23 protein-coding genes are annotated in these 25,459 nt (G+C 52.3%); 13 read left to right on the top strand and 10 right to left on the bottom strand.

Annotation, left to right across the window (positions count from 1 at the left end; all coding sequences use genetic code 11):
• The first annotated feature begins 69 nt into the window (after positions 1-69).
• A complete protein-coding gene (locus tag Hfont_RS05870; protein ID WP_112991357.1) occupies positions 70-996 on the top strand; it encodes a LysR family transcriptional regulator in 927 nt (308 codons plus the stop codon).
• A gap of 120 nt (positions 997-1,116) precedes the next feature.
• Here the strand turns inward: Hfont_RS05870 and Hfont_RS05865 are convergent, their stop codons facing one another.
• From Hfont_RS05865 to hrpA, 3 genes are all read right to left on the bottom strand, one after another.
• Positions 1,117-1,758 carry a hypothetical protein gene (locus tag Hfont_RS05865; RefSeq protein ID WP_112991356.1) on the bottom strand — a complete coding sequence of 214 codons (642 nt, stop codon included), beginning with the start codon at positions 1,756-1,758 and terminating at the stop codon, positions 1,117-1,119.
• On the bottom strand, positions 1,755-2,321 hold the full coding sequence (gene dcd / locus Hfont_RS05860; RefSeq protein ID WP_112991355.1) for a dCTP deaminase: 567 nt from the start codon (positions 2,319-2,321) through the stop codon (positions 1,755-1,757). Before dcd ends, Hfont_RS05865 begins: the two co-directional genes overlap by 4 nt.
• 91 nt (positions 2,322-2,412) lie before the next feature.
• Complete coding sequence (hrpA, locus tag Hfont_RS05855; protein WP_421800979.1) at positions 2,413-6,468, bottom strand: ATP-dependent RNA helicase HrpA; 4,056 nt, start codon at positions 6,466-6,468, stop codon at positions 2,413-2,415.
• An 85-nt stretch (positions 6,469-6,553) separates the two neighbouring features.
• Between hrpA and argA the strand changes: the two genes are divergently transcribed.
• Together argA and Hfont_RS05845 are read left to right on the top strand one after the other, a co-directional pair.
• Positions 6,554-7,864: an amino-acid N-acetyltransferase gene (gene argA / locus Hfont_RS05850; RefSeq protein WP_112991354.1), complete on the top strand. Its 1,311-nt coding sequence runs from the start codon at positions 6,554-6,556 to the stop codon at positions 7,862-7,864.
• 120 nt (positions 7,865-7,984) lie between these two features.
• Positions 7,985-8,257, top strand: a complete 273-nt coding sequence (locus tag Hfont_RS05845) for an oxidative damage protection protein (RefSeq protein WP_011870593.1) — start codon at positions 7,985-7,987, stop codon at positions 8,255-8,257.
• Between the two features lie 82 nt (positions 8,258-8,339).
• Here the strand turns inward: Hfont_RS05845 and Hfont_RS05840 are convergent, their stop codons facing one another.
• The 3 genes from Hfont_RS05840 to Hfont_RS05830 all read right to left on the bottom strand — a co-directional run bounded on the left by Hfont_RS05840 (position 8,340) and on the right by Hfont_RS05830 (position 10,890).
• Positions 8,340-9,050, bottom strand: a complete 711-nt coding sequence (locus tag Hfont_RS05840; RefSeq protein ID WP_241523017.1) for a carbonic anhydrase family protein — start codon at positions 9,048-9,050, stop codon at positions 8,340-8,342.
• Between the two features lie 313 nt (positions 9,051-9,363).
• A complete protein-coding gene (locus Hfont_RS05835) occupies positions 9,364-9,816 on the bottom strand; it encodes a DUF2721 domain-containing protein (protein ID WP_112991353.1) in 453 nt (150 codons plus the stop codon).
• A gap of 171 nt (positions 9,817-9,987) precedes the next feature.
• Entirely contained in the window at positions 9,988-10,890 is a 903-nt protein-coding gene (locus Hfont_RS05830; protein ID WP_112991352.1) for a recombination-associated protein RdgC, read from the bottom strand.
• A 317-nt stretch (positions 10,891-11,207) separates the two neighbouring features.
• On the opposite strand from Hfont_RS05830, the gene minC reads away from it, so the two are divergent.
• The 5 genes from minC (at position 11,208) to fghA (ending at position 15,263) form a co-directional block, all read left to right on the top strand.
• Positions 11,208-12,008, top strand: coding sequence for a septum site-determining protein MinC (gene minC / locus Hfont_RS05825; RefSeq protein WP_112991351.1), 801 nt, complete (start codon positions 11,208-11,210; stop codon positions 12,006-12,008).
• 34 nt (positions 12,009-12,042) lie between these two features.
• On the top strand, positions 12,043-12,858 hold the full coding sequence (gene minD, locus Hfont_RS05820; protein WP_112991350.1) for a septum site-determining protein MinD: 816 nt from the start codon (positions 12,043-12,045) through the stop codon (positions 12,856-12,858).
• A gap of 2 nt (positions 12,859-12,860) precedes the next feature.
• Positions 12,861-13,130 (top strand): cell division topological specificity factor MinE, encoded by a 270-nt coding sequence (minE, locus tag Hfont_RS05815; RefSeq protein ID WP_112991349.1) that lies wholly within the window; start codon positions 12,861-12,863, stop codon positions 13,128-13,130.
• A 147-nt stretch (positions 13,131-13,277) separates the two neighbouring features.
• Positions 13,278-14,384 (top strand): S-(hydroxymethyl)glutathione dehydrogenase/class III alcohol dehydrogenase, encoded by a 1,107-nt coding sequence (locus tag Hfont_RS05810; protein WP_112991348.1) that lies wholly within the window; start codon positions 13,278-13,280, stop codon positions 14,382-14,384.
• A 36-nt stretch (positions 14,385-14,420) separates the two neighbouring features.
• Positions 14,421-15,263, top strand: coding sequence for an S-formylglutathione hydrolase (fghA, locus tag Hfont_RS05805; protein ID WP_112991347.1), 843 nt, complete (start codon positions 14,421-14,423; stop codon positions 15,261-15,263).
• Positions 15,264-15,398: 135 nt separating this feature from the next.
• Here the strand turns inward: fghA and Hfont_RS05800 are convergent, their stop codons facing one another.
• The 4 genes from Hfont_RS05800 to Hfont_RS05785 form a co-directional block, all read right to left on the bottom strand.
• Complete coding sequence (locus Hfont_RS05800) at positions 15,399-17,117, bottom strand: methyl-accepting chemotaxis protein (protein ID WP_112991346.1); 1,719 nt, start codon at positions 17,115-17,117, stop codon at positions 15,399-15,401.
• A 598-nt stretch (positions 17,118-17,715) separates the two neighbouring features.
• A complete protein-coding gene (locus tag Hfont_RS05795) occupies positions 17,716-18,429 on the bottom strand; it encodes an rRNA pseudouridine synthase (protein ID WP_112991345.1) in 714 nt (237 codons plus the stop codon).
• Between the two features lie 140 nt (positions 18,430-18,569).
• A complete protein-coding gene (locus Hfont_RS05790) occupies positions 18,570-19,211 on the bottom strand; it encodes a DUF5610 domain-containing protein (RefSeq protein ID WP_112991730.1) in 642 nt (213 codons plus the stop codon).
• Positions 19,212-19,222: 11 nt separating this feature from the next.
• A complete protein-coding gene (locus Hfont_RS05785) occupies positions 19,223-19,510 on the bottom strand; it encodes a hypothetical protein (RefSeq protein ID WP_112991344.1) in 288 nt (95 codons plus the stop codon).
• Positions 19,511-19,608: 98 nt separating this feature from the next.
• On the opposite strand from Hfont_RS05785, the gene Hfont_RS05780 reads away from it, so the two are divergent.
• The 5 genes from Hfont_RS05780 to Hfont_RS05760 all read left to right on the top strand — a co-directional run bounded on the left by Hfont_RS05780 (position 19,609) and on the right by Hfont_RS05760 (position 25,354).
• Positions 19,609-21,828 carry a YgiQ family radical SAM protein gene (locus tag Hfont_RS05780; RefSeq protein ID WP_211338190.1) on the top strand — a complete coding sequence of 740 codons (2,220 nt, stop codon included), beginning with the start codon at positions 19,609-19,611 and terminating at the stop codon, positions 21,826-21,828.
• A gap of 186 nt (positions 21,829-22,014) precedes the next feature.
• Positions 22,015-23,601: a glutamate--cysteine ligase gene (gene gshA / locus Hfont_RS05775; protein ID WP_112991342.1), complete on the top strand. Its 1,587-nt coding sequence runs from the start codon at positions 22,015-22,017 to the stop codon at positions 23,599-23,601.
• A 244-nt stretch (positions 23,602-23,845) separates the two neighbouring features.
• Entirely contained in the window at positions 23,846-24,028 is a 183-nt protein-coding gene (locus Hfont_RS05770; RefSeq protein WP_112991341.1) for a hypothetical protein, read from the top strand.
• Positions 24,025-24,336: a BON domain-containing protein gene (locus tag Hfont_RS05765; protein WP_112991340.1), complete on the top strand. Its 312-nt coding sequence runs from the start codon at positions 24,025-24,027 to the stop codon at positions 24,334-24,336. The genes Hfont_RS05770 and Hfont_RS05765 overlap by 4 nt, the downstream gene beginning before the upstream one ends.
• Positions 24,337-24,661: 325 nt before the next feature.
• Complete coding sequence (locus tag Hfont_RS05760; protein ID WP_112991339.1) at positions 24,662-25,354, top strand: YiaD family glycine zipper/OmpA-like lipoprotein; 693 nt, start codon at positions 24,662-24,664, stop codon at positions 25,352-25,354.
• The last annotated feature ends 105 nt before the right edge of the window (positions 25,355-25,459 follow it).

The following is a 25,459-nucleotide window of genomic DNA, read 5'->3' as shown; positions in this document are numbered from 1 at the left end:
AACGAACGTTACGCTTGCACCGTTATTCTGTCTAATATATGGTAGACACAATAACCATACATAAAATATATGTCATCCATAGATCTACGCCTGCTGCGCTACTTCGTTGTTGTTGCCGAAGAAGGTCATCTCACCAAGGCTGCGCAACGGATAGGCATACAGCAACCGCCCTTGAGCCAGCAAATTCGCGCGCTTGAAAAGGAGCTTGGCGTCACACTATTCCGACGCCTGCCGCGCGGCATGGAATTGACTGAAAGCGGGCAAGCTCTGCTGGTCGATGCCCGCATCATTCTGGATCAGGTCAACACGACCATAGAAGGCGTGCGCCGCATCTCGCAAGGTGAGCTGGGCCGCATTGCAGTTGGCTTTACCGAATCGGCATCGCTGCATCCATTCATCCCATCCGTCATACGCGCATTCCGACAAATATCGCCAGGCGTTACTCTGGCCGTAGAAGAAAGCAACACCTCTGATCTGGTCGAAGCCTTGCGTCAGGATCGTATCGACGTCGCCTTCATACGCTCCCCGATAGGCAATGCAGCTGGATTGAAAATGGAAACGATGCTGGTGGAGGAAATGATCGTCGCGCTGCCGGCCACACATGCACTGGCGCAAAACAAGCGACGCAAGAGTTTGCCGCTCGCGGCTTTGGCAGAAGAATCCTTCATCCTGAACCGCCGTCCCAACAGCCCCGGTTTATACGATACCGTGATCGCTGCCTGTCGCGTCGCAGGCTTCAGCCCCAAAGTAAAACTGGAAGCGCGCAAGAATTTATCCACGCTGAGTTTGGTCGCCGCCGGTCTGGGCATCTCCATCGTCCCGGCCTCGATGCGGCATGTGCAACTGGAAGAAGTCGTTTACTTGAACGTGGATCAAGCACCCGGCCTGCGCGCGCCCTTGCATCTGGCTTATCGCGACATGCCGCAATCAGGCGCGGTGGAAAGAATGATTATTGAGGCGAGGAAATTGACGAAGCTTGAATCGCCTCGGGCTTGAATGTTGGGTTTATAAATCATCAACCCCAGCTAGCATGCTGGAGCTATACAGTCCCTGAAGTCTTCAAGACCTGCGCACATCCTTAAACCGCACAGTGCTGTTGTCAAAACCAGTCAGAATTTACTGCGGTTCAGATGGCTCAGGCGTCACTGGTTTGGCTGCAGTTTTTGCGATCTGCACACCTTCCAAGAAGGCCTCAGCATCCTTGGCCAGATTGTCATCAAGTACAGCACCACGATGAGACAAGCCAACCATGAAACCAACACCTGTCACTCCAGGATGCTGGCAATACAACGAATTGAACTGCAGCAAAAGACTTATGGTGGCAGAAGTCGCCGTCTTCGCTTTCATGTCCTCGGTCACACCCACATACTTCACGCAGGGATAACCGCGCTGCTCGGTGTATTCATAATTGGCCGATACCGATTTGAAGCGCTCGGGCGGCGCGTCTGCTTCTATACCTTGCTTCACCAATGCTTCAAACTCAGCCTTGTCTTTTAAATCAGGCAAGGCAAACAAGGTAACCTGTGCAATAAAACTTTCATTGACGACGGTACCTGTGCGGGCAAAAGCGAGCTCTGTCTGCGACGATCTAACTATCATCCAGTCACCGGAAACCGGCGCACGGACATCGAGAAAGGCATTGGAAAACATTTTTCCCGCAGGCACCAGGGCTTGCGCATTTACCACCGCAGGCGCGAGGCACAACAGCGCCAACTTGAGCACATACGCAAGCTGCTTCATATGCAAAGTACGCATCATGCCTTAGGCAAAGTCACGCCATGCTGCCCCTGATATTTGCCGCCCCTGTCCTTGTACGACACTTCGCAGACTTCATCGCTTTCAAAGAACAACACTTGCGCGCAACCTTCGCCTGCGTAAATCTTCGCCGGCAACGGTGTCGTGTTCGAAAACTCCAGCGTCACATAGCCTTCCCATTCAGGTTCAAAAGGTGTGACGTTGACGATGATGCCGCAGCGCGCGTAGGTTGATTTACCGAGGCAGATCGTCAACACATTGCGCGGGATGCGGAAGTACTCGATCGTGCGTGCGAGTGCGAACGAGTTTGGCGGAATGATGCAGACGTCGCTTTTGACATCAACGAAGGAATTTTCATCGAAGTTTTTCGGATCGACGATGGTGCTGTTGATATTGGTGAAAATCTTGAATTCATCAGCGCAGCGAATATCGTAACCGTACGACGATGTACCGTAAGAGACTATCTTCTGGCCATTGGCCTGACGTATCTGGCCTGGTTCGAAGGGTTCGATCATGCCGGTTTCTGCCGCCATGCGGCGTATCCATTTGTCGGATTTAATTGTCATTTTTTTCGGTAAGAAGGATTGTTATTCGGGAGTTCGCGCAATTTTACGCGAAATAGATTCCCATTCCATGATTTAGAACCAGGCTTGCAGATCAACGTTGCATGCTTTCCCATACTTTTTGCAGGCGCTTGGCAGATACCGGCATAGGCGTACGCAACTCCTGCGCATACAGTGACACGCGCAACTCTTCCAGCAACCAGCGGAATTCCGTCATCTTTGGGTCGCCATGCCTATCTTTCAATGCGCGTTGCCACGGCGCGGCAACTTGCTGCCATTCAGCCATCGAACGCGTATCGCGCGCAGGATCGGCGCGCAATTTGTCGATGCGCACGTTGATCGCTTTCAAATAGCGTGGGAAATGCGTCAGGTTGATGTAATCGTTGTCGGCGATGAAGCGCTTGCCGACCAAACCCTGTAATTGCGTTTGAATATCGGTAACTGCTTGCGCATGCGCTTTGACGGTTTGCAGTTTTTTCGGCAAGGCGTGATATTCGGTCAGGATCAATCCGGTCAGACGAGCAATTTCGTTGACCAGCAAACCCAGTCGCGACTTGCCTTCATCCTTGCGCGCATTGAATTCTTCTGCATTCTTGGGTAACGGTTCCTGCAGGCAGGCGCGCTCCAATCCTGCGTGAATAATCTGGTCGCGCAATTCTTCCTGCGAACCAAGCGCCATGAATTGCATGCCCATTTGCTGCAAGCCGGGAATGTTCTTTTCCAGATACTTGAGTTGTTCTTTCAACTGCAAAGCCAACAGGCGACGCAAGCCTATACGATGGACGCGCGCCGCTTCAGCCGGATCGTCGAAAACTTCCAGATCACAATGCGCGCCCTTATCCACCAAGGCCGGGAAGCCGATCAAGGTTTGTTTGCCTTGCTGGATTTCCAGCAGTTCCGGCAATTCACCGAAGGTCCAGCCCGTCAGGTTTTGATGTGTGGTCGCGCTGGCTACTTTGCCCGCGACTTGAGGAACGGCACCTGGCTGTGCTGCGATTGCTTGGTTAGACGTTTGCGTTTTACCGGTGACAGATATGACTTTTCCAGCACCAGTCGATTGGCCAACCAGATTACCAGCCAGCGGCATCGCCGTTTGCTCTGCAATACGCTGGAAACTTTCCCTCGCCTGTCCGCCAAATTCTGAACGCAAGGTGCCAAGATTGCGCCCCATCTCCAGCTGGCGACCATGCTCATCTATCATCTTGAAGTTCATGAACTGATGCGAGGACAGGGTTTCGAGTTTGTAGTCTGTCGTCTTGGTAGCGATGCCGGTTTGTTCACGTACGTCGGCAATCACTGCATCCAGCAGACTGCCTTTGCCGAACGCATGTGCGCTCTGCACACGATCGCAGAAACCGGCGGCGTAATCAGGTAGTGGCACACAATGGCGGCGCAGCTTTTGTGGCAAGGACTTGATCAGCAGATGAACTTTTTCCTTCAGCATGCCGGGTACCAGCCACTCGCATCTATCGGCGGATACCTGATTCAGCGCGTACAGCGGCACCGTCAAAGTCACGCCATCGCGCGGCGTGCCGGGTTCGAAGTGATACGACAGCAGCATCTCGACACCAGCGACGTTCATCATCTTCGGGAACAATTCGGTCGTCACGCCAGCTGCTTCATGCCGCATCAAATCATCACGATTCAGATACAGCAACTTCGGCTCTTTGGCGGTCGCTTCCTTGTGCCACTTCTCAAACGTGATGCCACTGTGAATATCGGCAGGAATCAGTTTGTCGTAAAACGCCGCGATCAATTCATCATCGACCAATACATCGAGACGACGCGATTTGTGTTCGAGGTTTTCAATCTCGCGTATCAGCTTGTTGTTGTGCGCGAAGAATGGTGCACGCGTATCGAAGTCGGCACCGACCAGCGCATCGCGGATAAAAATTTCGCGCGCATCGGATGGATTGATCAAGCCGTATTGAATACGACGCTGGCTATATACAACCAGACCATACAAAGTCGCTCGCTCATACGCCGATACTTGCGCGGTGCGTTTTTCCCAGCGCGGTTCGCCGTAGGATTTTTTCAGCAGATGACCGGCGACGCGCTCCAGCCATTCCGGCTGTATCTGCGCAATGCAGCGCGCATACAGGCGCGTGGTATCGACCAGCTCGGCGGCCATGATCCACTTGCCGGCCTTCTTGATCAGCGATGAGCCAGGCCAGATGTGAAACTTGATGGCGCGCGCACCGAGATAGTGTTGCTCTTCTTCAGACTTGAAGCCGATATTGCCCAACAATCCCGTCAGCAGCGCGGTGTGCAATTGTTCATACGTAGCTGGTGCTTCATTCAAACGCCAGCCCTGCTCGCGCACGATAGTCAGCAGTTGCGAATGTACGTCGCGCCATTCACGCAAACGCAGTTGCGACAGGAAACTGGTGCGGCATTCCTCCTGCAACAGACGATTCGATTTCTTGTGCGCGATCGCATCTTCAAACCATTTCCAGATTTTGAGATAGCTCTGGAATTCCGATTTTTCATCAGTGAATTTCTTGTGCGCGTTGTCTGCTGCAGTTTGCGCTTCCATCGGACGGTCACGCGGATCTTGCACCGACAAGGCGGCGGCGATGATCAACACTTCCGTCAGGCAAACGTTGTCTTTTGCAGCGAGGATCATGCGACCTACGCGCGGATCCAGCGGCAAGCGCGCCAGTTCACGGCCTAGCTTGGTCAGATTATTTTCGTCGTCGACTGCGCCTAGTTCTTGCAGCAATTGATAACCGTCGGCAATCGCGCGGCCCAACGGCGGTTCGATAAACGGGAAGGTTTCTACATCCGCCAGATGCAAAGACTTCATCCGCAAAATGACGGAAGCCAGCGACGAACGCAGAATTTCCGGCTCGGTGAATTTCGGCCGCAGCAAATAATCCTGCTCGTCATACAGGCGGATACAGACGCCAGCCGAAACACGACCGCAACGACCGGCGCGCTGATTCGCCGCTGATTGCGCGATCGGTTCAATCTGCAATTGCTCGACCTTGTTGCGATAGCTGTAGCGCTTGACGCGCGCCAGACCGGCATCGACGACATAGCGTATGCCGGGTACGGTCAAGGAAGTTTCTGCGACGTTGGTGGCGAGCACGATGCGACGTGCGTTGGAAACCTTGAAGACGCGTTCCTGTTCTTGCACCGACAGGCGTGCGAAGAGAGGCAGGATTTCTACATGCGGCGGATGATGCTTGCGCAACGCTTCCGCTGCATCGCGAATCTCGCGTTCACCCGGCAGGAAGACCAGCACATCGCCAGAACCTATGCGCGCCAGTTCATCGACTGCATCGACCACCGCATCCATCAAGTCGCGTTGACCGCGTTCTTTGGCCGCCAGTGCCGAACGTCGCGCCTGACCTGCATCGGAAGTGGCATTCGGATTAGGTGCCGCCGCATTTTTATCAAAAGCTTCAACTGGGCGATAGCGCACTTCAACCGGATACATGCGACCCGACACTTCAATCACTGGCGCGAGTTTTCCGCTATTGCCAAAGTGACGCGCGAAGCGATCAGCGTCGATAGTCGCCGAGGTGATGATGACTTTCAGATCGGGACGTTTGGGCAGCAACTGCTTCAGGTAGCCGAGCAGAAAGTCGATGTTCAGACTGCGTTCATGCGCTTCATCGATGATGATGGTGTCGTACTGGCGCAGCAAAGGATCTGTCTGCGTTTCCGCCAGCAAAATCCCGTCCGTCATCAGCTTGATCCACGCACCCTTGGTCAGCGTATCGTTGAAGCGCACCTTGAAGCCGACGTGCTCGCCGAGCGGCGAGCCGATTTCTTGCGCGATTCGTTTAGCGGTCGATGAGGCGGCAATCCGGCGCGGTTGCGTGTGGCCGATCAAGCCGTTCAGGCCGCGACCGAGTTCCAGGCAGATTTTTGGCAATTGCGTGGTTTTGCCTGAGCCGGTTTCACCGCTGACGATGATGACCTGGTTCGCCTGAAGCGCCTGCGCAATATCGTCGCGTCTACCGGAAACCGGCAACTCTTCGGGAAAAGTAATGACAGGCAGCGGATTACGTAGCGGCTGCTTCAATTCGGGCTGCGCAGCAGCAGACTCATCGCGCGCAGGACGATTACGGGCAACAGCGGGACGATTCTGCATATTCTGCGGAAGCGCAGGATTTTTTGGGGTGAATTCTGGAGCGGACATGTAGAGCGGAATTATACAGAGCAGTGTCGTATTTCGGTCTTGCATCGCGCAATCGATGGGCTTTGCTATGGTTATAATGTGCCTCATGGAAAATCCAGAACAATTCGTCCAGTGGTTGCGCTCCGTCGCGCCTTACATTCACGCCTTCCGCGGTAAAACCTTCGTCGTCGCCTTCCCCGGTGAATTGGTCAAGGCCGGTGCCTTGCCGGTACTGGCGCAGGATTTATCGCTGCTGCACGCGCTCGGCATCAAAGTCGTGATCGTCTACGGCTCGCGCCCGCAAGTAGAAGAACAGCTCGCACTGCGCAATGTCGAAGCACGTTTTCACAATGGCTTGCGCATCACCGACGCCGCCGCGCTGGAATGTGCGAAAGAAGCTGCCGGCGAATTGCGCCTTGATATCGAAGCAGCATTCAGCCAAGGCTTGCCGAATACGCCTATGGCGCATGCGGCTATCCGTATTATTTCCGGCAACTTCGTTACTGCACGTCCGCTCGGCATTGTCGATGGCGTCGATCTGGAACTAACCGGTGTGACCCGCAAGATTGCTTACGAAACGATTCACCCGATTTTGAGCGCAGGCGGCCTCGTGCTGCTGTCGCCACTCGGCTTCTCGCCTACCGGCGAAGTATTCAATCTGACGATGGAAGATGTCGCAGTCTCGGCGGCAATGGCATTGCGCGCCGACAAACTGATTTTCATCACAGAAACACCGATGATCACCGACAAGGCTGGCGTCGAAATTCACGAATTGTCGTCGCATCAAGTCGATGCCGTATTGAATTACGACTGCGTGCCTGACGACTCGGCGTTTTATCTGCAGCATGCAGTACAAGCCTGTAACGGTGGCGTACCGCGCGCGCACATTGTGCCCTTCTCTACCGATGGTTCAGCGCTGCTGGAATTGTTTACGCATGATGGTGTCGGTACCATGGTTTCGTTTGAAAATCTGGAAAGTCTGCGTGACGCCACGATTGAAGACGTGGGTGGTATTTTGAAATTGATCGAACCGCTGGAAGCCGACGGCACATTGGTCAAGCGCGGTCGTGAATTAATCGAACGCGAAATCAATTACTTCTCGGTCATCGAACATGATGGCGTGATTTTCGGTTGTGCTGCGCTCTACCCTTTCCCTGCCGAGAAAATGGCCGAGATGGCTTGCCTGATCGTTAATCCGGAAGTGCAAACCCAGGGCGATGGCGAGCGCCTGTTGAAACACATGGAAAACCGAGCGCGCGCCGCCGGCCTGAAAAAACTGTTCGTGCTGACGACGCGTACTGCGCACTGGTTCCTCAAGCGCGGTTTCGTCCCGGCAACGGTGGACGACCTGCCGAAAGACCGTCAACATATGTACAACTGGCAGCGCAAATCCCTGGTTTTCACGAAAAATCTATAATAGCGGCAGTTTCTAAATACCTCTATCAATACGCTGGCGTTCATTCTTGAACGATGGCATTAATTAAACCCGGTCTGTACGAATATGTTTCTACAGCAGGCAACACAAAGGAATAGCAACATGACACGCATGGTTCACTGCATCAAACTCGACAAGGAAGCCGAAGCACTCGATTTCCCCCCTTATCCTGGCGAACTCGGCAAACGCATTTACGAAAGCGTATCGAAAGAAGCATGGGCTGCATGGCTCAAGCATCAAACCATGCTGGTCAATGAAAACCGCCTGAACCTGGCTGACGTGCGCGCCCGCAAATACCTGGCGACGCAAATGGAAAAACATTTCTTCGGTGAGGGTGCCGATGCAGCGCAAGGTTACGTGCCACCGACTGAATAAGATTCGCCAACTCTTGGCCATAACAAAAAAGCCCGCAGATAAATTCTGGCGGGCTTTTTTAATACGCTGAGTTTTTGACTAATTAGAAGAAGCGAATTTTCCCTGTCTCTACATCCAGCATCGCGCCTACCACCTTAATCTGGCCTTTTTGCGCCATATCGCGCAATACCGGGCTCTTGTCCAACACTGCTTTCACTTGCAGCTTCACATTGTTTTCTGCAACTTCATCGACGAAGTGATGGTTCTTCGATGAACGATCGCTACCGTGCACGTCTGGTGTCATGTTCACTGCCGGGCGAATTTTGCCGACCAGTTGCGTGAGGTTACCCAGTTCGACTGCATCGCATGCGCCTTTGACGCCGCCGCAATGCGTGTGTCCGAGGATGACGATCAATTTGGTTCCTGCCACTTTCGATGCATATTCAAGGCTGCCGAGAATATCTTCATTGACGACATTGCCTGCCACGCTGGCCACAAATAAATCACCCACGCCTTGATCAAATACTTGCGATGGCGCCGAGCGTGAATCGATGCAGCTCACAATACTCGCCAACGGGAATTGCCCGTCGTGGCCGGTTGCCTTCACCTGCGCCGGCAAGTCGCGCTTCACGGTATTGCCGGATACAAAACGCGCATTGCCATCCTTCAGTACTTGCAAAGCCTGATCTGCCGTCATTTGATTCTGCTTCGCCTTGGTCATGACTGCCGGATCCGCTGCGATGCCAACTGATGGCTGATGCGCACAAGCGAACAAGGTCAGGCTCAAGAACAAGACGCTTGCAGTGCTCATCATTCGAGAAGCTGCGCCAAGACTTGCACGTGAGGAAAAAGAAGTTTGTTTCATTGATAAATGTCCCTGATTGAACCTGCCTGAAACAGCACGGTTTATTTTTTAGTAGGATTATTTTCGGTGGCAGAAAGCCTGGTCTCCGAATTACTCTCAAAAATGAGCTCCACAGAGTAGCATCGCCATTATCAAAAAAACATGACTCTTATCAAGAACGCATAAGATGCAGCAGAAAAAAGAGTTGCTCTACTACACGTAGCAGCAATAAAAAACCGCCTGGATGCAGGCGGTTTTTTTGAAACTGAATAGCTCTTTATCATCAGAGTCGTTCAATGGGCTCGATTCTTCGCTGATACAAGGAATTCGTTGCAGCCAGAATTTCTCGCAACAAGACTAGAAAGCTGCCAACCAGACACAACATCGCAAGAACAAAAAAGATTGCAATGAACTTGGACAACTCGATGCTCAAGGCGTCGCCAATAAACAGCGAGATGATCACCAAACTGACCATCAGCGCGCATGCAGTACTCAAGGTAATCGCACGATTGATCAAATGCGCACGTGGATACAAAGTAACCAGTTCCGCATTCAAATCCGGATGATGAATGGGATCAGTCGTACGCAATCTGTCTTCCAGAACGCGTGAACGATCTGTGATGCGGCCAAGACGATTTGTCAGCACCATTAAATTGGTGCCGACGCCTGTCAACAGGAACACTGGCGCCACTGACAATTGAATGATGTGACCGATATCACCGACTTGAATTTCCATGGCTATTTTTTAGAGTTAAAACATAATAAGAACACGGGCAAAGATACATCAGGCAAGCATCGATTTCCAATAGATTCGACACCTCATCATACTCGCGCCATATGGCAAGTTATAGCAAATTACATGCCAAAAACCAACACCGCGAGAACTCAAAGCCTTGCGCAATTCCGATTATTTCTTTTCTATTTCCCCACCCAGAGCTTCAACCAGATCGGCCAGCATGCGACTTAGTTCGCCCGTCATCAACATCACGTCAGAATCAAAGCGTTCATCGTCGTTTTGCGCGGTGCTGTCGGCGTTCTCTTTAATAACATCGAGTGGTGCGACACGCTTGATGGCCAGCGATTCGGTCAATACAAAAGAAATTTTGTCGGCCCAGCTCATTGCCAGGCGTGTGCATTGTTTGCCGGCTGCGATATGCCGCTGCACGTCTTCCGCTTCCAGCGTGTGACGCACGTAACGTACAGTCGCCTTGCCTTCGCCGTTGGAGCGCAGTTCGGTATCCTGATCCACGGTAAAGCCGCTAGGTGCAGCATCAGCCAGCAGCCAATTCGTCATCGCGGACACTGGCGACTCTGTAACGTGCAAGGCTTCCATCGGCAATTTTTCTACAGACTTGATCAAGAGCTTCAAGACTTCATCCGCTTTTGCCGGGCTGCCGGCATCGACTACCAGCCAGCCATTGACCGGATCGATCCAGACCCAGGTTTGACGCCAGATGCTGAAGGCGCGCGGCAATAATTCATCCGTCACGTCTTCCTTGATTTCCTTCATCTGCTTGCGGCCAGGCTTGAAGCCTTGTTGCTCTTCAATTTCGGCCGCCTTGATCTTGGTGACTTGATTGATGACGGTGGTCGGCAACAATTTTTTCTCTGTGCCCAGCAACAACAAAATCTGTTTGTTGAGCGAATACACCAGCGCGCCGTTTTCACGCGGCGATACCCAACCCTGGCTTTGCATGTCCAGACTGCTGCAAGGCTGGAATGCGTGCGGCGCAAGATCGGCTTCCAGCTGTTCGCTTGTAATGGCCCACGGTGCAGGAAGACGGTATATCTGAAGATTCTTGAACCACATGGCTAGCCCCGGCGAAAAAAGGGGCTATTCTACACGCGGGCAGATGCATCGCAGCAGTAAAAATTCAGTTTTGATCGTGATCAAAATTCAGACAAAAAAACCGTTCAGTGAAGCAAGAAAGTACTGCAGAGATTGCGCTCATAAACAACACGACTTATCTGCCGATCTATCCGGCCAATCAGCCGCTGAAGCAAGCCCGGTAGCGGTTATAATACGCGTCACTGAATTACCGAACGAGGCCTGAGCACGAACAGATTACCGCTCGGAAATTGAATCGAAAAATTGCATTTACACCTGTACCACCAATTATTGTTTCCATGTCCAAACGCCCATCCCGCAAGCCGATCGAAATCAAGATTTCCACTGTCGTCGCCGTCTCCGCAATTCTGAATGAGTCCAATCTGGGTCTACTCGATGCAGCCATGCAGGAAATGACTGGCGGCAATATCGATTTCTTCGAAGATGAATTCACCGTCATAGACGTCGGCTCGCTGAACGTCGCGCATCAGACTATCGACTGGCACGCAATTACCACGCTGTTGAAAACCTATCGCCTGAATGCCGTTGCCGTACGCAATGCAGCACCAGAGATGGAAGCCGACATTCTGGCGCATGGCCTGAGCCTGGACGGCCCGGTCAAAGCGCGTGTGGCAGTTGCAGCAGCCACACCGGAACAGGCAGAAATCGAACTTGAACCGACGGAAGAAATCGCCGTAGCAGTTGCCCCACCGGCACAAGCGGCTGCGGCAACCTCGCCTACTGCAACACAATTCGCTGCAAACACGATGATTGTCGATACGCCAGTGCGCGCCGGACAACGCATTTATGCACGCGGCGCCGACCTGATCATCACCGCTGCCGTCAATAACGGCGCCGAAGTCATCGCCGATGGCAGCATCCACATTTACGCACCATTGCGCGGTCGCGCGCTGGCTGGTGCCAGCGGCAATACCGAAGCGCGCATTTTTACGCTGAGCATGGAAGCGGAACTGGTTTCCATCGCAGGCATGTACCGCACGTTTGAAGATGGCTTCCCACCAGAGCTCAAACAGCAAGCCACACAAATTCGTCTGATAGGCGATCGCATCGATATGTTGCCTATCAAGTCAGCCGCATAAATCAATTACATCATTTAACGAAAAGGGGTTTCCTTTGGCAAAAATCATTGTTGTGACATCGGGTAAAGGCGGTGTCGGAAAAACTACTTCAAGCGCAAGCTTTGGCTCCGGCCTGGCCCTGCGCGGATTTAAAACCGTCATTATCGATTTTGACGTCGGCCTGCGTAACCTCGATCTGATCATGGGCTGCGAACGCCGCGTCGTATATGACTTGATCAATGTCGTGAATCAGGAAGCCACGCTCAATCAGGCGCTGATCAAAGACAAACATTGCGACAACCTGTTCGTATTGCCAGCATCGCAAACGCGCGACAAGGATGCATTGTCGGAAGAAGGCGTCGAACGCGTGTTGAAAGATCTGTCCGCGATGGATTTCGAATACATCATCTGCGATTCGCCAGCCGGTATCGAACACGGTGCCGTGATGGCGCTGACCTTTGCCGATGAAGCGATCATCGTCACCAATCCGGAAGTGTCGTCGGTACGCGATTCGGATCGCATTCTCGGCATCATTCAAGCCAAATCGCGCCGCGCGCTGAATGGCAAAGAACCGGTCAAGGAACATTTGCTGATTACCCGTTATGTACCGAAACGTGTGGAAGCCGGCGAAATGCTGTCCCACACCGACGTGCAGGAAATCCTGCGCATTCCATTGGTCGGCATCATTCCCGAATCGGAATCGGTCTTGCATGCATCGAACTCCGGCAATCCGGCGATTCATATCGAAGGCACTGAAGTATCGGAAGCCTACAAGGATGTTGTGTCACGCTTTTTGGGAGAGGAGGTTCCATTGCGCTTTACCGACTATGAAAAGCCTGGCTTTCTGCAGAGAATTTTTGGAGGTAAGTAATCATGGCGCTTCTGTCTTTTCTCTTTAATACGAAACCAAAAGCTACTGCATCGTCTGCCAAGGAACGTCTGCAGATCATCATCGCGCGCGAGCGTAATGGTCGCGCCGGCCCTGACTTTCTTCCTGCATTGCATCAAGAGCTGATCGCGGTAATTTCAAAGTACGTGAAGGTCAATCCGGAAGACATCAAGATTTCCCTGAATAGCCAGGGCAATCTGGAAGTGCTCGATGTCAACGTCGTACTGCCGGAAGACGAACTCGTCAAACCATAAGCATCTGCGGCTCATCTCAACGGTGAGCCGCAATATTCTCGTTACTGCCCTCTTGCAGCGAATTCCCGGAGCCTCAAACACCTCCGGCGAGATAACTGATCATTTCGCGTATCATTTCGCTTCGCCCATCTTTTTTCAGGATTACTCATGAAAACCAAAGCCGCCGTCGCCTGGAAAGCAGGACAACCTTTAACCATAGAAGAAGTTGAATTAGGTGGACCGCGTGAAGGCGAAGTGCTGGTCGAGATAAAGGCCACCGGCATTTGCCACACCGATTACTACACACTGTCGGGCGCAGACCCTGAAGGCATCTTCCCGGCGATTCTCGGTCACGAAGGCGCAGGCGTAGTGGTTGAAGTCGGCCCCGGCGTCAAAAGCCTGAAAAAAGACGATCACGTCATTCCGCTCTACACGCCGGAATGCCGCGAATGCAAATTCTGCCTGTCGCGCAAAACCAATTTGTGCCAGAAGATACGCTCGACCCAAGGTCGTGGCTTGATGCCGGATGCAACGAGCCGCTTCTCTATCGACGGCAAGCCGATTTTCCATTACATGGGAACCTCGACTTTCTCCAACTACATCGTCGTGCCTGAAATCGCGCTGGCGAAGATTCGTGAAGATGCGCCTTTCGACAAGGTTTGCTACATCGGTTGCGGTGTTACCACCGGTGTCGGTGCTGTCTTGTTCACAGCCAAAGTGGAAGTTGGCGCGAATGTGGTCGTGTTCGGTCTCGGTGGCATCGGCCTCAACGTGATTCAAGCTGCAAAGATGGCAGGCGCAGACAAGATCATCGGTGTCGATTTGAATCCTGCACGCGAAGCAATGGCGCGCAAATTCGGCATGACGCATTTCGTCAATCCAAGCAAAGTTGAAAACGTCGTTGACGCCATCGTGCAGTTGACCGACGGCGGCGCAGATTACAGTTTCGAGTGCATAGGCAATGTGCACACGATGCGCCAGGCGCTGGAATGCTGCCACAAGGGCTGGGGCCAATCGATCGTGATCGGTGTGGCCGAAGCCGGTGCAGAAATCAGCACGCGTCCATTCCAGCTGGTCACCGGTCGCGAATGGAAAGGTTCAGCCTTCGGCGGTGCACGCGGACGTACCGATGTACCGAAGATTGTCGACTGGTACATGGAAGGCAAACTGAATATCGATGACCTGATCACGCATACGCTGCCCCTGGAGCGTATCAACGAAGGCTTCGATTTGATGAAGAGCGGCGAATCGATACGCTCGGTCGTTCTTTACTAATCAAACATACTTGAACCAGAAACGCGCGGAGAAGAAGTGGAACTGATCAGCCAGCATAAATGCTTTAACGGTGTACAGAGCTTTTACAAACACGAATCGACATCGACCAGTTTGCCGATGACGTTTTCCGTCTATGAGCCGCCACAAGCGAAACAGCACAAAGTACCCGTGCTGTTTTATCTGGCCGGTCTGACCTGCACCGAAGAAACCTTCATGATCAAAGGTGGCGCGCAACGCTACGCCGCCGAGCACGGCATCATGCTGGTGACCATGGATACCAGCCCGCGTCGCACTGGCATCAAGGGTGCAGGCGATAGCTGGGACTTCGGCCACGGCGCAGGTTTTTATATCGATGCTACGCAAGAACCATGGTCTGCCTTCTTCCGCATGGAATCTTATGTCGTGCAGGAACTGCGCAACCTCATCATAGCCAACTTCCCTGCGAGTGCGGATCGCATCGGTGTGTTCGGTCATTCGATGGGCGGTCATGGCGCATTGACGCTGGCATTGAAGTATCCAGAAATTTATAAATCGGTATCTGCTTTTGCTCCGATCACAGCGCCGACGGAAGTGCCGTGGGGACAAAAAGCATTTTCGGCATATCTGGGCTCCAATGAAGCTACATGGCTGCCACACGATGCAAGCGCATTAATGCGCACACGCAAGACGCCATTTCCGCAAGGCATATTGATCGATCAGGGACTGGAAGATCAATTCCTCGACGAGCAATTGAAGCCGCATCAGTTTGAAGCGGCATGCTGGGCGGCAGATCAGCCTTTGACCTTGCGCCGTCATTCCGGTTACGACCACAATTATTATTTCATCTCGACCTTCATGCAGGATCACATCGCCTTCCACAGCGCGATCCTGAATCAATAAAATTTGCAGCCATTCTGTTTCGAATGACTGCAGCATTTGAAACGCACAAATAAAAAGCCTCGGCGAAATCAATCGCCGAGGCTTTTTTATTCTCTCAATTGATCCGGTCAGACCGGATCATTAAATCGCTGAATCTTAAAACTCTTCCCAGTCACCATCACCAGTGGAAGCTGGTTTAGCGGGTGCTGCCGGCTTACGCTCAGGTGCTGCCAATGATGTTTTCTTGGCAGGCGCTGCAATCGGCGCACGCACTGCCGTCGATTGCACTGTACGGCGTGGCGCTTCCGCTTGCACGCCTGCATAAGTAGCATCCACACGGAATACGCTAACTGCCTGTGCCAGGTTTTTCGCCTGATCCTGCAGCGATTCCGCAGCAGCCGCCGCTTCCTCAACCAGTGCAGCATTCTGTTGCGTAACCTGATCCATCTGGCTGACTGCTTGATTGACTTGCTCGATGCCGTCGCTTTGTTCCTGGCTCGCGGCAGTAATCTCGGCCATGATGTCGGCAACGCGTTTCACGCCATCAACGATCTCATCCATCGTGGTACCGGCTTCTGCCACCAATTTGCTACCTGCATCGACCTTCTCAACCGAGTCCCCGATCAAGGCTTTGATTTCTTTTGCGGCAGCTGCTGAACGTTGTGCCAGATTGCGCACTTCAGTTGCCACCACGGCAAAACCACGACCTTGTTCGCCGGCACGCGCCGCTTCAACTGCAGCATTCAGTGCCAGGATGTTGGTCTGGAATGCGATGCCATCGATCACGCCGATAATATCGACAATCTTTTTCGCCGAGCTGTTGATCGCACCCATAGTGTCGACCACTTGCGACACCACTGCGCCACCTTTGACAGCAACTGTCGATGCCGCCACTGCCAGCTGATTCGCTTGACGCGAATTGTCGGCATTCTGTTTCACGGTCGAAGTCAGCTCTTCCATCGAGGAAGCAGTTTCTTCCAGCGAACTGGCTTGTTCCTCAGTACGCGAAGACAAGTCCAGATTGCCACTGGCAATTTCGCTCGATGCGGTTGCGATGGTATCGGTACCCATGCGGATTTGCGAAACCGTTCTGGCAAGATTTTCCTGCATGCTACGCAGTGCATTCAGCAACAAACCCGGCTCATCTTGCGTAGGCGGCAAACTGCTGCGCGCAGTCAGATCGCCTTCAGCAACCGATTCAGCCAAAGCCAAGGCTTCTTTCAATGGACGTGTGATACCGCTAGTCAAACGCCATGCGATGATCGCGCCCAGCAGGATAGCAATCAAGGCACCGATGATCATGGTCATGCGGCCAGACTGATAGTTGGCTGTAATTGATTCATCCGACAGCTTGACTTCATTTTCATAGTAACCAAGCACATCTTTTACGCTATCAACATACGCGTCCAGCGCCGGCACCATTTTGGTGTCAATCATCTGGTTGGCCTCAGCAATGTTGCCACCTGCCTTGACTTCGAGAATGGCTTTACGAGCATCGACGTAAGTAGTACGTTTTTTTGCGACTTCGGCGAACAGTTCTTTTTCCTTGTCGGTATCAGCTCTGTCTTCGATCGCTTTTTGGATTTCGGTAATCTGTTTGCTTTGCGCGCTGATCGCTTTTTGGAAGAATTCCTGCGTTTCAGTATTCGATGCCTTTACCAATGCCAGCGTACGCGTCGCATTGACACTGGTACCCATCAACCAGTTTTGTGCTGCTTTTTGATTTTGCAGTGACTGATCAACCAAGTCACGGCTAGCATGGTTGATGTTTTCCAGGCGCATGATGCCGGTTGCGCCCATTGCAGCGACCAGCAACAGGATCAATCCGAATCCCGCTCCAAGGCGCGTGCCTATTTTCATATTTGCGATGCGCATGGCGTCTCCTCCAAGATTGTTATTTGTACTGTAAACATGCTGCTATTTCATCCTCCAGAGTTAAGGCCCATGTGCCCTGCGGCACTGGCAAAAATTACTACGTTGATGCGTCCAACTAATTGATGCGATATAACCAAACAAGAAATCAAGACCTGACATAACATGTCAAATCAACATGCACTTCAGAAAATATCTGTCATACGTTTGTCATATAACGGCGAGTTATACGCAAGCTTGACGGTCTAGCGAAAAAATAGCGTGCGAGTGTGTAGAGATCGACAAGTGTTCAACGACGTCGATACAGATTGCTCTGGTCTGAGCACCATGAAGGGTTTTCATAAAGCGGTCCTTGTCTCCGAACTGTATTGTTCTTTTTACTTAGCGGATTTTTATCCGTCTGAAAGATGGCATTCGTTTTTTGCATCAAGCATTCCTGCCTGTTCAACGAAAACAATCCTGTTGCCGAGAACTTTACACCTGAATGATTCAGAGACGCTAATCTTTATTGACGCACTACAGTCGAAGAGACACATGCAAAAAAGTTTTACGCATATGCAGCAAGTGAAGAGGCATCTCAATCAAACGACCACAGACGTCGTTAAAACCGCTCATACCCTTTCAGATAACGCCATTCGCCAACAGGCAAACTCGCCATCGGAATCCGCGCGATGCGTATGCGCTTTAAATTGAGCAGCTTCAAACCGACTGCTTCGCACATATGTGCAATTTGTCCGCGACGTCCTGCTTTCAATGCAAAGCGCAAACGTGTTTCGTTTTGCCAGCTGACTTTGATAGGTGGAAGAAGACGATTATTGAAACTCAATCCATGATTGAGTAAAGCCAGCCCGCCTTCGATCAAAGCGCCACTGACTTCGGCTATGTATTCCTGCTCGACAGTCGCCGCGTCATCAATTAATTTACGCGCGACGTGCCAATCCTGCGTGAAAACGACGAGGCCGCTGGCATAGGTTTCCAGAGCGTCTGTCGGCTTGAGTGCGTTGGTATGTTTTTTCAGGAAGCGAATACCAGAACGATCTTCTGCATAGAGATTGTCCGGCGCTATGCTTTGCAAGGCGGCATCCATATCCATGCCGGCTGGCTTGTGGAACAGGATAGTGACCGGATCAACCGCAAGCAAAGTTGCATCAGGCGACAACACGATCGCTTGCTGCGGTGATACGCGATAACCAGGTTCTTCGACGACTATGCCTTCGACGCTCACCCAACCGCCTTCGATATATTGTTCGGCTTCGCGACGCGAACAGGGAATCGCGTCGGCGACGCGTTTAACGAGTCGAATGGAATCGGTCATGGTCAGGCAATCTGGAAAAAGAGGCGTATTGTCGGCCGGCCTGAGATTGACTGCAAGGTTTTTGCGCGCAGCGGCAAAGCTTGTGCTCAGATTGCTGCGGAAACTATTACTACACTAACTGCAGCACAGCTTGATGGAGCTCAAGTCTGAGCGGCATCTTCTTTCGGTGCAAGACTGACAGCGCCGGCTGGGATGCCTTCGCTTTGCCAGCGATCGAATTCACCCATGATGGCGGCATAGGTTTTTTGGCTAATGTCGGGCAAGGTACCGCCCAGCATGTCCGTCGCTTCCTTGAAACCTTTTTCAACGCCGGCACGTATCGCGGCCAGTTTGGATTGATCGTCGCCTATCGCACTTTTCGCAAAATTCAATATGCGCTCGGCAACCTGGCGCACGCCAAATTCGCCATCTTCGGCAATCGCGGCTTTGGCTTTTTCTATGGTGGCAGCATCCGTTGTCAGTTGTTGCTCACCGCTGATGACTTTGCTGATTTCCAGGCCTTGCTGACGCATCAAGGGCAGGATCAGATTGATGATTTCCTGCACCTTGCGGTTGGACTCTTCCAGCATGGAGGCAATATCCGTACGCGTTTGCGCAATGCTGTTACGCGGGTCGGGATAAGTCGCCGTGTCTGTGACTTGCGCACCCAGCGTCACCTTATCGGTCACGGTCGCATCATCAGCCTGATCGGCAGCAGGCTGCGTGGTCTCCCGCGGCGTTACTGCAGGAGCAGCGACGGGTCGCGGCGCATTTTGTGTAGTGTTTGAAATTACGATACTCATGACTATGTCCTTCATTCATCAACCAAAGTTGGAAATGATCGCAATGACAACATCAAGTGAGAATTTATCGCGATTGTACTAGTTTTATCGGCTGAAAATTGGAAAAGATGAATCTTGCCGCATGCATCGTGATTGTCATTATGGAAATAATTTCGGATTGCGCAGCAAACGTCTGCCGGAACTCGACTTAAGCACCACTTAATCGCCGCTAAAGCAAGGTCGGCAGCCGCCAAAGCTGTCATACTGTCGCCTTTCTCCATTCGCGACATGACGCCCGCTTTTATCGTCATTTGCCACATTGCATTCCATGAGCGCTCAGCCCAAAAATCTGTTTTCCTATCCTGTTCAACGCATCGCCGGCAGCAAGGGCGCGCTCAAGCCTGCGCCTTTCCTGCCAATGTCGCGCGAAGAGATGGACAAACTCGGCTGGGATAGTTGTGATGTGATTTTGGTGACTGGCGATGCGTACATCGATCACCCAAGTTTTGGCATGGCCTTGGTCGGACGATTACTGGAATCGCAAGGCTTCCGCGTCGGCATCATCGCGCAACCGGACTGGCTGTCGGCAGACGCGTTCCGCGCACTGGGCAAACCCAATCTGTATTTCGGCATCACCGCTGGCAATATGGATTCGATGGTGAATCGCTACACCGCCGATCGCAAGATCCGCTCCGACGATGCGTACACGCCGCATGGCGAAGCCAACAAGCGGCCGGATCGCGCATTGACAGTGTATTCGCAACGGGTGCGTGAAGCCTATCCTGGCGTGAATGTCGTCATCGGCAGTATCGAAGCCAGCTTGCGTCGTATCGCGCATTACGATTACTGGTCGGACAAGGTACGTCGTTCGGTACTGCCTGATTCGAAGGCAGACATTCTGATTTTCGGTAATGCAGAACGCGCGCTGGTCGATCTGACGCATAGAGTCGCGGCAGGTGAACCTATCTCTTCCATACGCGATCTGCGCGGCACCGCCTTCATGGTGCCGTCTGGCTGGAAACCGACGCCGGAATGGGCAGAAGCCAATTCCACGCGCGTCGATACGCCGGGCAAGGTCGATGTGCATCCCGACCCGTATGAAATGAAGATGAAAAATACGGAAGGCTGCAAAACTGACGATGCTGATCCAACAGCTGCATCAGCTCCTGCAGCGCCGGCAGAACCAGTCGTCAAAGTCATCAAGATCATGAGCCGCGAAGAACGTCGCGAAGCTGAAAAAGAAGTACGCAATAAAACCGTGGTGCGCCTGCCGTCTTACGATGTGATCAAGGACGATCCGGTGTTGTACGCCCACGCATCACGCGTGTTCCATCTGGAATCCAATCCCGGCAATGCACGCGCCTTGGTACAGGCACACGGCGAACGTGACGTCTGGCTCAACCCGCCACCGCTGCCATTGGCGATGGATGAGATGGATGGCGTGTACGACATGAACTACGCGCGCGCGCCGCATCCAAGTTACGGCAAGGCACGTATACCCGCATGGGAAATGATTCGCTTCTCGGTCAATATCATGCGTGGCTGTTTCGGCGGCTGTACCTTCTGTTCGATCACCGAACATGAAGGCCGCATTATCCAGAGCCGTTCCGAGCCATCCATCCTGCGCGAGATCGAACTGATACGCGACAAGACCAAAGGTTTCACCGGCACGATTTCCGATCTGGGTGGCCCAACTGCAAACATGTATCGCCTTGCCTGCAAGGACAAACGCATTGAAGAATCATGCCGCCGCTTGTCGTGCGTCTATCCAAGCATCTGCTCCAACCTTGGCACCGATCACAGCAAGTTGATCCAGTTGTATCGCAAGGCCCGCGCGATTCCTGGCGTGAAAAAAATTCTGGTCAGTTCAGGCTTGCGTTACGACCTGGCCGTGCGTTCGCCAGAATACGTCAAGGAACTGGTCACGCATCACATCGGTGGCTTGCTGAAAATTGCGCCTGAGCACTCGGAAGAAGGCCCATTGTCGAAGATGATGAAGCCGGGCATGGGTGCTTACGACAAGTTCAAGGAACTGTTCGAAAAGTATTCGAAAGAAGCCGGCAAGGAACAGTATCTGATCCCCTACTTCATCGCCGCACATCCTGGTACTACCGATGAAGACATGCTGAATCTGGCACTGTGGCTGAAGAAAAATAACTTCCGCCTGGATCAGGTGCAAACCTTCATGCCGACGCCGATGGCGCTGGCAACGACGATGTATCACACGCGTAAAAATCCTTTACGCAAAGTGACGGAAGAATCGGAAACAGTCGAGACCGTACGCACCGGCAAGATCCGTAAGCTGCACAAGGCCTTCCTGCGTTATCACGATCCGGACAACTGGGAAAGTCTGCGCGAAGGATTGCAACGCATGGGCCGCAGCGACTTGATCGGCAGTGGTGAACATCATCTGGTGCCGCGCCATGATGCCGGCAACCGCAGCCTGGCAATTGCAGAACGTCGCCGTGAAACGCCGGGACCAAATCAACTCGCCAAAAAATTCGGCCAGAACAAGCCGCGTCCGGGTGGTGCAGTGCAGCGTACTCCGGTTGCGCGCAGCACGACTGCCCGCGTTGTCGTGGCTGGCAAACCTGCACGCAAGGGCATCGCGACTACTGGCAAAGGCGGCCGCAAATAAACATTGCGGCTGCCCGTTTTACCTCGCTGCTCGATGCGTGATGTTTTGACTTGAGCAGCGATCCAGCAAAAAACTTATAAGTAACTGCAAAAAATCCCGTCGTCCTACCTGATTGTCCGTTTTCGGTTATTCTTCCGCCAAAGTTGCCGCGCTTGAGCAGGCGGACTATCGATAGAGGATCACCAATTGAGCAATTTATTCACGCGACGACTCGCACTGGTAGCCAGCGATACACATCGCGGCCTGCTGAATCAAGGACGCCGCGGCATTGAACGCGAAACCCTGCGCGTAGACATGAGCGGCAAGCTCGCCATAGACCCACACCCGCGCGCACTCGGGTCGGCATTGACCAACGCACAAATCACCACAGATTATTCCGAATCGCTGCTGGAGTTCATCACACCGGCCGAGCATGACGTCGCTACTGCACTGGAAGAACTCGATCGTATTCATCGTTTCGCCAATGCCAAGCTGGACCACGAATTATTGTGGAGCCAGTCTATGCCTTGCACCTTGCCGGATGAAGAAGATATTCCCATCGCCTGGTACGGCACCTCGCACATAGGCCGCATCAAGTACGTCTATCGTCGCGGCCTCGCGCTACGTTACGGCAAGGCGATGCAATGCATCGCCGGCCTGCACTACAACTATTCGCTGTCTGAAGATCTGTGGCGCGTTTTAAAGAACGATGAAAAAAGCACGGCCGACGACAAGACCTATCAATCCGAAAGCTATATCGCGCTGATACGTAATTTTCAGCGTTATAGCTGGCTGCTGATGTATCTGTTCGGTGCATCGCCTGCGCTATCTACGCATTTCTTGCGCGGTCGCGAACATGAACTGGAAACACTGTCTGATGACACCCTGTATCTGCCGTATGCAACCAGTTTGCGCATGAGCGATCTTGGTTATCAAAACAATGCACAAGCCGGCTTGATGCCGCCGTATAACGATCTGGAAAGTTATATGCGCAGTCTGTCGCGCGCAGTGCGACAAGCTTATCCGGCATATGAAGCAATCGGCACCCGACGTGATGGCGAGTGGATACAACTCAATACCAATCTGCTGCAAATCGAAAACGAATACTACGCAACGATACGCCCCAAGCGCGTGATCAATAGCGGCGAACGGCCGGTGGAAGCATTGTGTGCACGCGGCGTGCAATACATAGAAGTGCGCTGCATGGATATCGATCCCTTCGAACCGCTAGGCATCAGTCTTGAAACCTCCCGCTTCCTCGACGCCTTCCTGCTGTTTTGCGCATTGGACGACAGCCCATTGACCAATGCAGTGACCAATAAACGCAATCAGGAAAATTTCGCACTCGTCGTCAAGGAAGGACGTCGTCCCGGCTTGATGCTGCAAGGCGATGATGGTGCAATCGATTTGCAAACGTGGGGACTGCAACTCCTGGAAAAAATTCAGGCGACTGCAACTCTGCTCGACGCACAAGGCAATGAGCAACAACACAGCAATGCGCTGGCAATTCAAAAAGGGAAATTACTCAACTCTGCGTTGACACCTTCCGCACGCGTTCTGGCAGCATTGCAAACAACGGACAAATCGTTTGAGAAGTTCGGCCTGCAACAAAGCATGCAGCACGCGGAATATTTCCGTCAGCGTCCCTTAAGCGCAGATGAAAATACCTATTTTGAAAATCTGGCAAAAGAATCCATTGCTCAACAGGAAGAAATGGAACGTACACAAACCGGCGACTTCGATGACTTTGTTCTTGCTTACAGCCAAAGAACACCACGCCAGTTGTGTGACTGAAATACATCCCAGCTATTTTCGTAAGGCAATCAATCTCGGTTGATTGCCATCTTCATACAATGAAGCCCGGTTGAGGCAGCCGGCTTCACCTTTCCCCACCGCATCATCCGTAGCCAATAGCAACATACTCACATCCTGTGTACGTTAGCGTACAGACGACACCATTGCACCTCAGTAAGCTTGCTCCGTCGATGGCATCTATATCCATTGAAGGCTATACAGATATTTTCCTGTGAGGAAGTGCATGAATCAACAAGACTTCAGTCAGCGAAATGCCAAACATCGCTCATTGAAATCCATGTCTATTTTTGCAACTTTTAAATATGGAAACCACTCTAAACCGCAGCATGAACACCAAGAAACAAAAAAGTTTTTAAACAATGTATTGCTTGCTGCAACGATGGACCAACCGGAGAATAAACCATGACTAAAACAAAACTGATGACTGCACTGCTCGCTGCCGTAATGATGACTGCTGTAGTAGGCTGCGCTTCGACTTCCAAAACAGAAGGCACAGGCGAATACTTCGACGATTCGTGGATCACCACCAAAGTAAAATCGGCCATCCTGAATGAACCTGGTTTGAAATCGGCTGAAATCAATGTCGAAACATTCAAAGGCACCGTCCAGCTGAGTGGCTTCGTTAAACAAAAAGAAGATATTGCGAAAGCCGCTGCAGTTACTCGCACTGTCAAAGGCGTGAAAGATGTCAAAAACAATTTGATTCAAAAGTAATCTGAATGGAGAAACCGCTGAAATGGTTTCTCCATTTTTTATTGCAGCTCCTGCATTGACGAACTATGCATGCCAAAGACGATGAATTTCAACGCGTCTTCACCATCCCGCATACCCTAAATAATCCTCGTATCTGTCAACGCATTCCCGGCAAAACCGTTACTTGCCTTGTACTGGATAAGCAAACCCGCACACGTAAGATCAGGCACCTGAATCGCTTTCAGGAATCTGCATTATGATGACGTTCTGATACGGCAATTTCTCGCGTAAATTTGAACGAATGTTCTTACACACAATCTAAAATTTCTTCTATAAGGAACCCGCCATGCGTAAATTAATGATCGGTAGCTTCGCTGCAGTATTGGCCCTCTCTGGCTGTGCCAACATGTCCGAAACCGAACGCGGCACTGCGCAAGGTGCAGGCATAGGCGCAGGTCTTGGCGCTTTGATCGGTGGCGTGGGCGGCGGCTCGAAAAACATTGCAGGCGGCGCTGCATTGGGCGGCATTCTCGGCGCAGTAGCCGGCAACGTCTGGTCCAGCAAAATGGAAAACCAGAAACGCTCGATGGAACAAGCTACCAAAGGTACCGGCGTCCAGGTTACACAGACTGCCGATAACCGCCTGAAACTCGAAATTCCAAGCGATATTTCGTTTGCTACAGGTCGCTCGGATATCAACTCCAGCTTCCGCCCTATCCTCGATCGTTTTGCCACTGGTCTGGTTGATAATCAAGCCGCAACCGTGACCATCATCGGCCATACGGATAGCACCGGCAGCGATGCAATCAACAATCCTTTGTCATTCGACCGTGCATCACGCACCCGCGATTACCTCGCCGGCCGTGGCGTTGCACCACAACGTATCTATGTTGATGGACGTGGCAGCCATGAACCGATTGCCAGCAACGCCGGTGAAGCCGGCCGCGCACGTAATCGCCGCGTAGAAATTTATGTGGCAGAACAACAGCAGCAACCTCAACAGCAACAGTACCAACAACAGCAATATCAACAACGTTAATTCAAACAGCGAGTAACTTACTCGCTTTCGGATAATAAAAAGCCCTCGATAAACGAGGGCTTTTTTACGTCATTTTTAAATCGTCAGTCCAAACAAAAAAGTCGC

The sequence above is a fragment of the Herminiimonas fonticola genome (assembly GCF_003293745.1).
GTDB lineage: Bacteria > Pseudomonadota > Gammaproteobacteria > Burkholderiales > Burkholderiaceae_D > Oxalicibacterium > Oxalicibacterium fonticola.
Note: the sequence above shows the minus strand (reverse complement) of the source record. Positions and strands in the feature narration are given on the sequence as shown.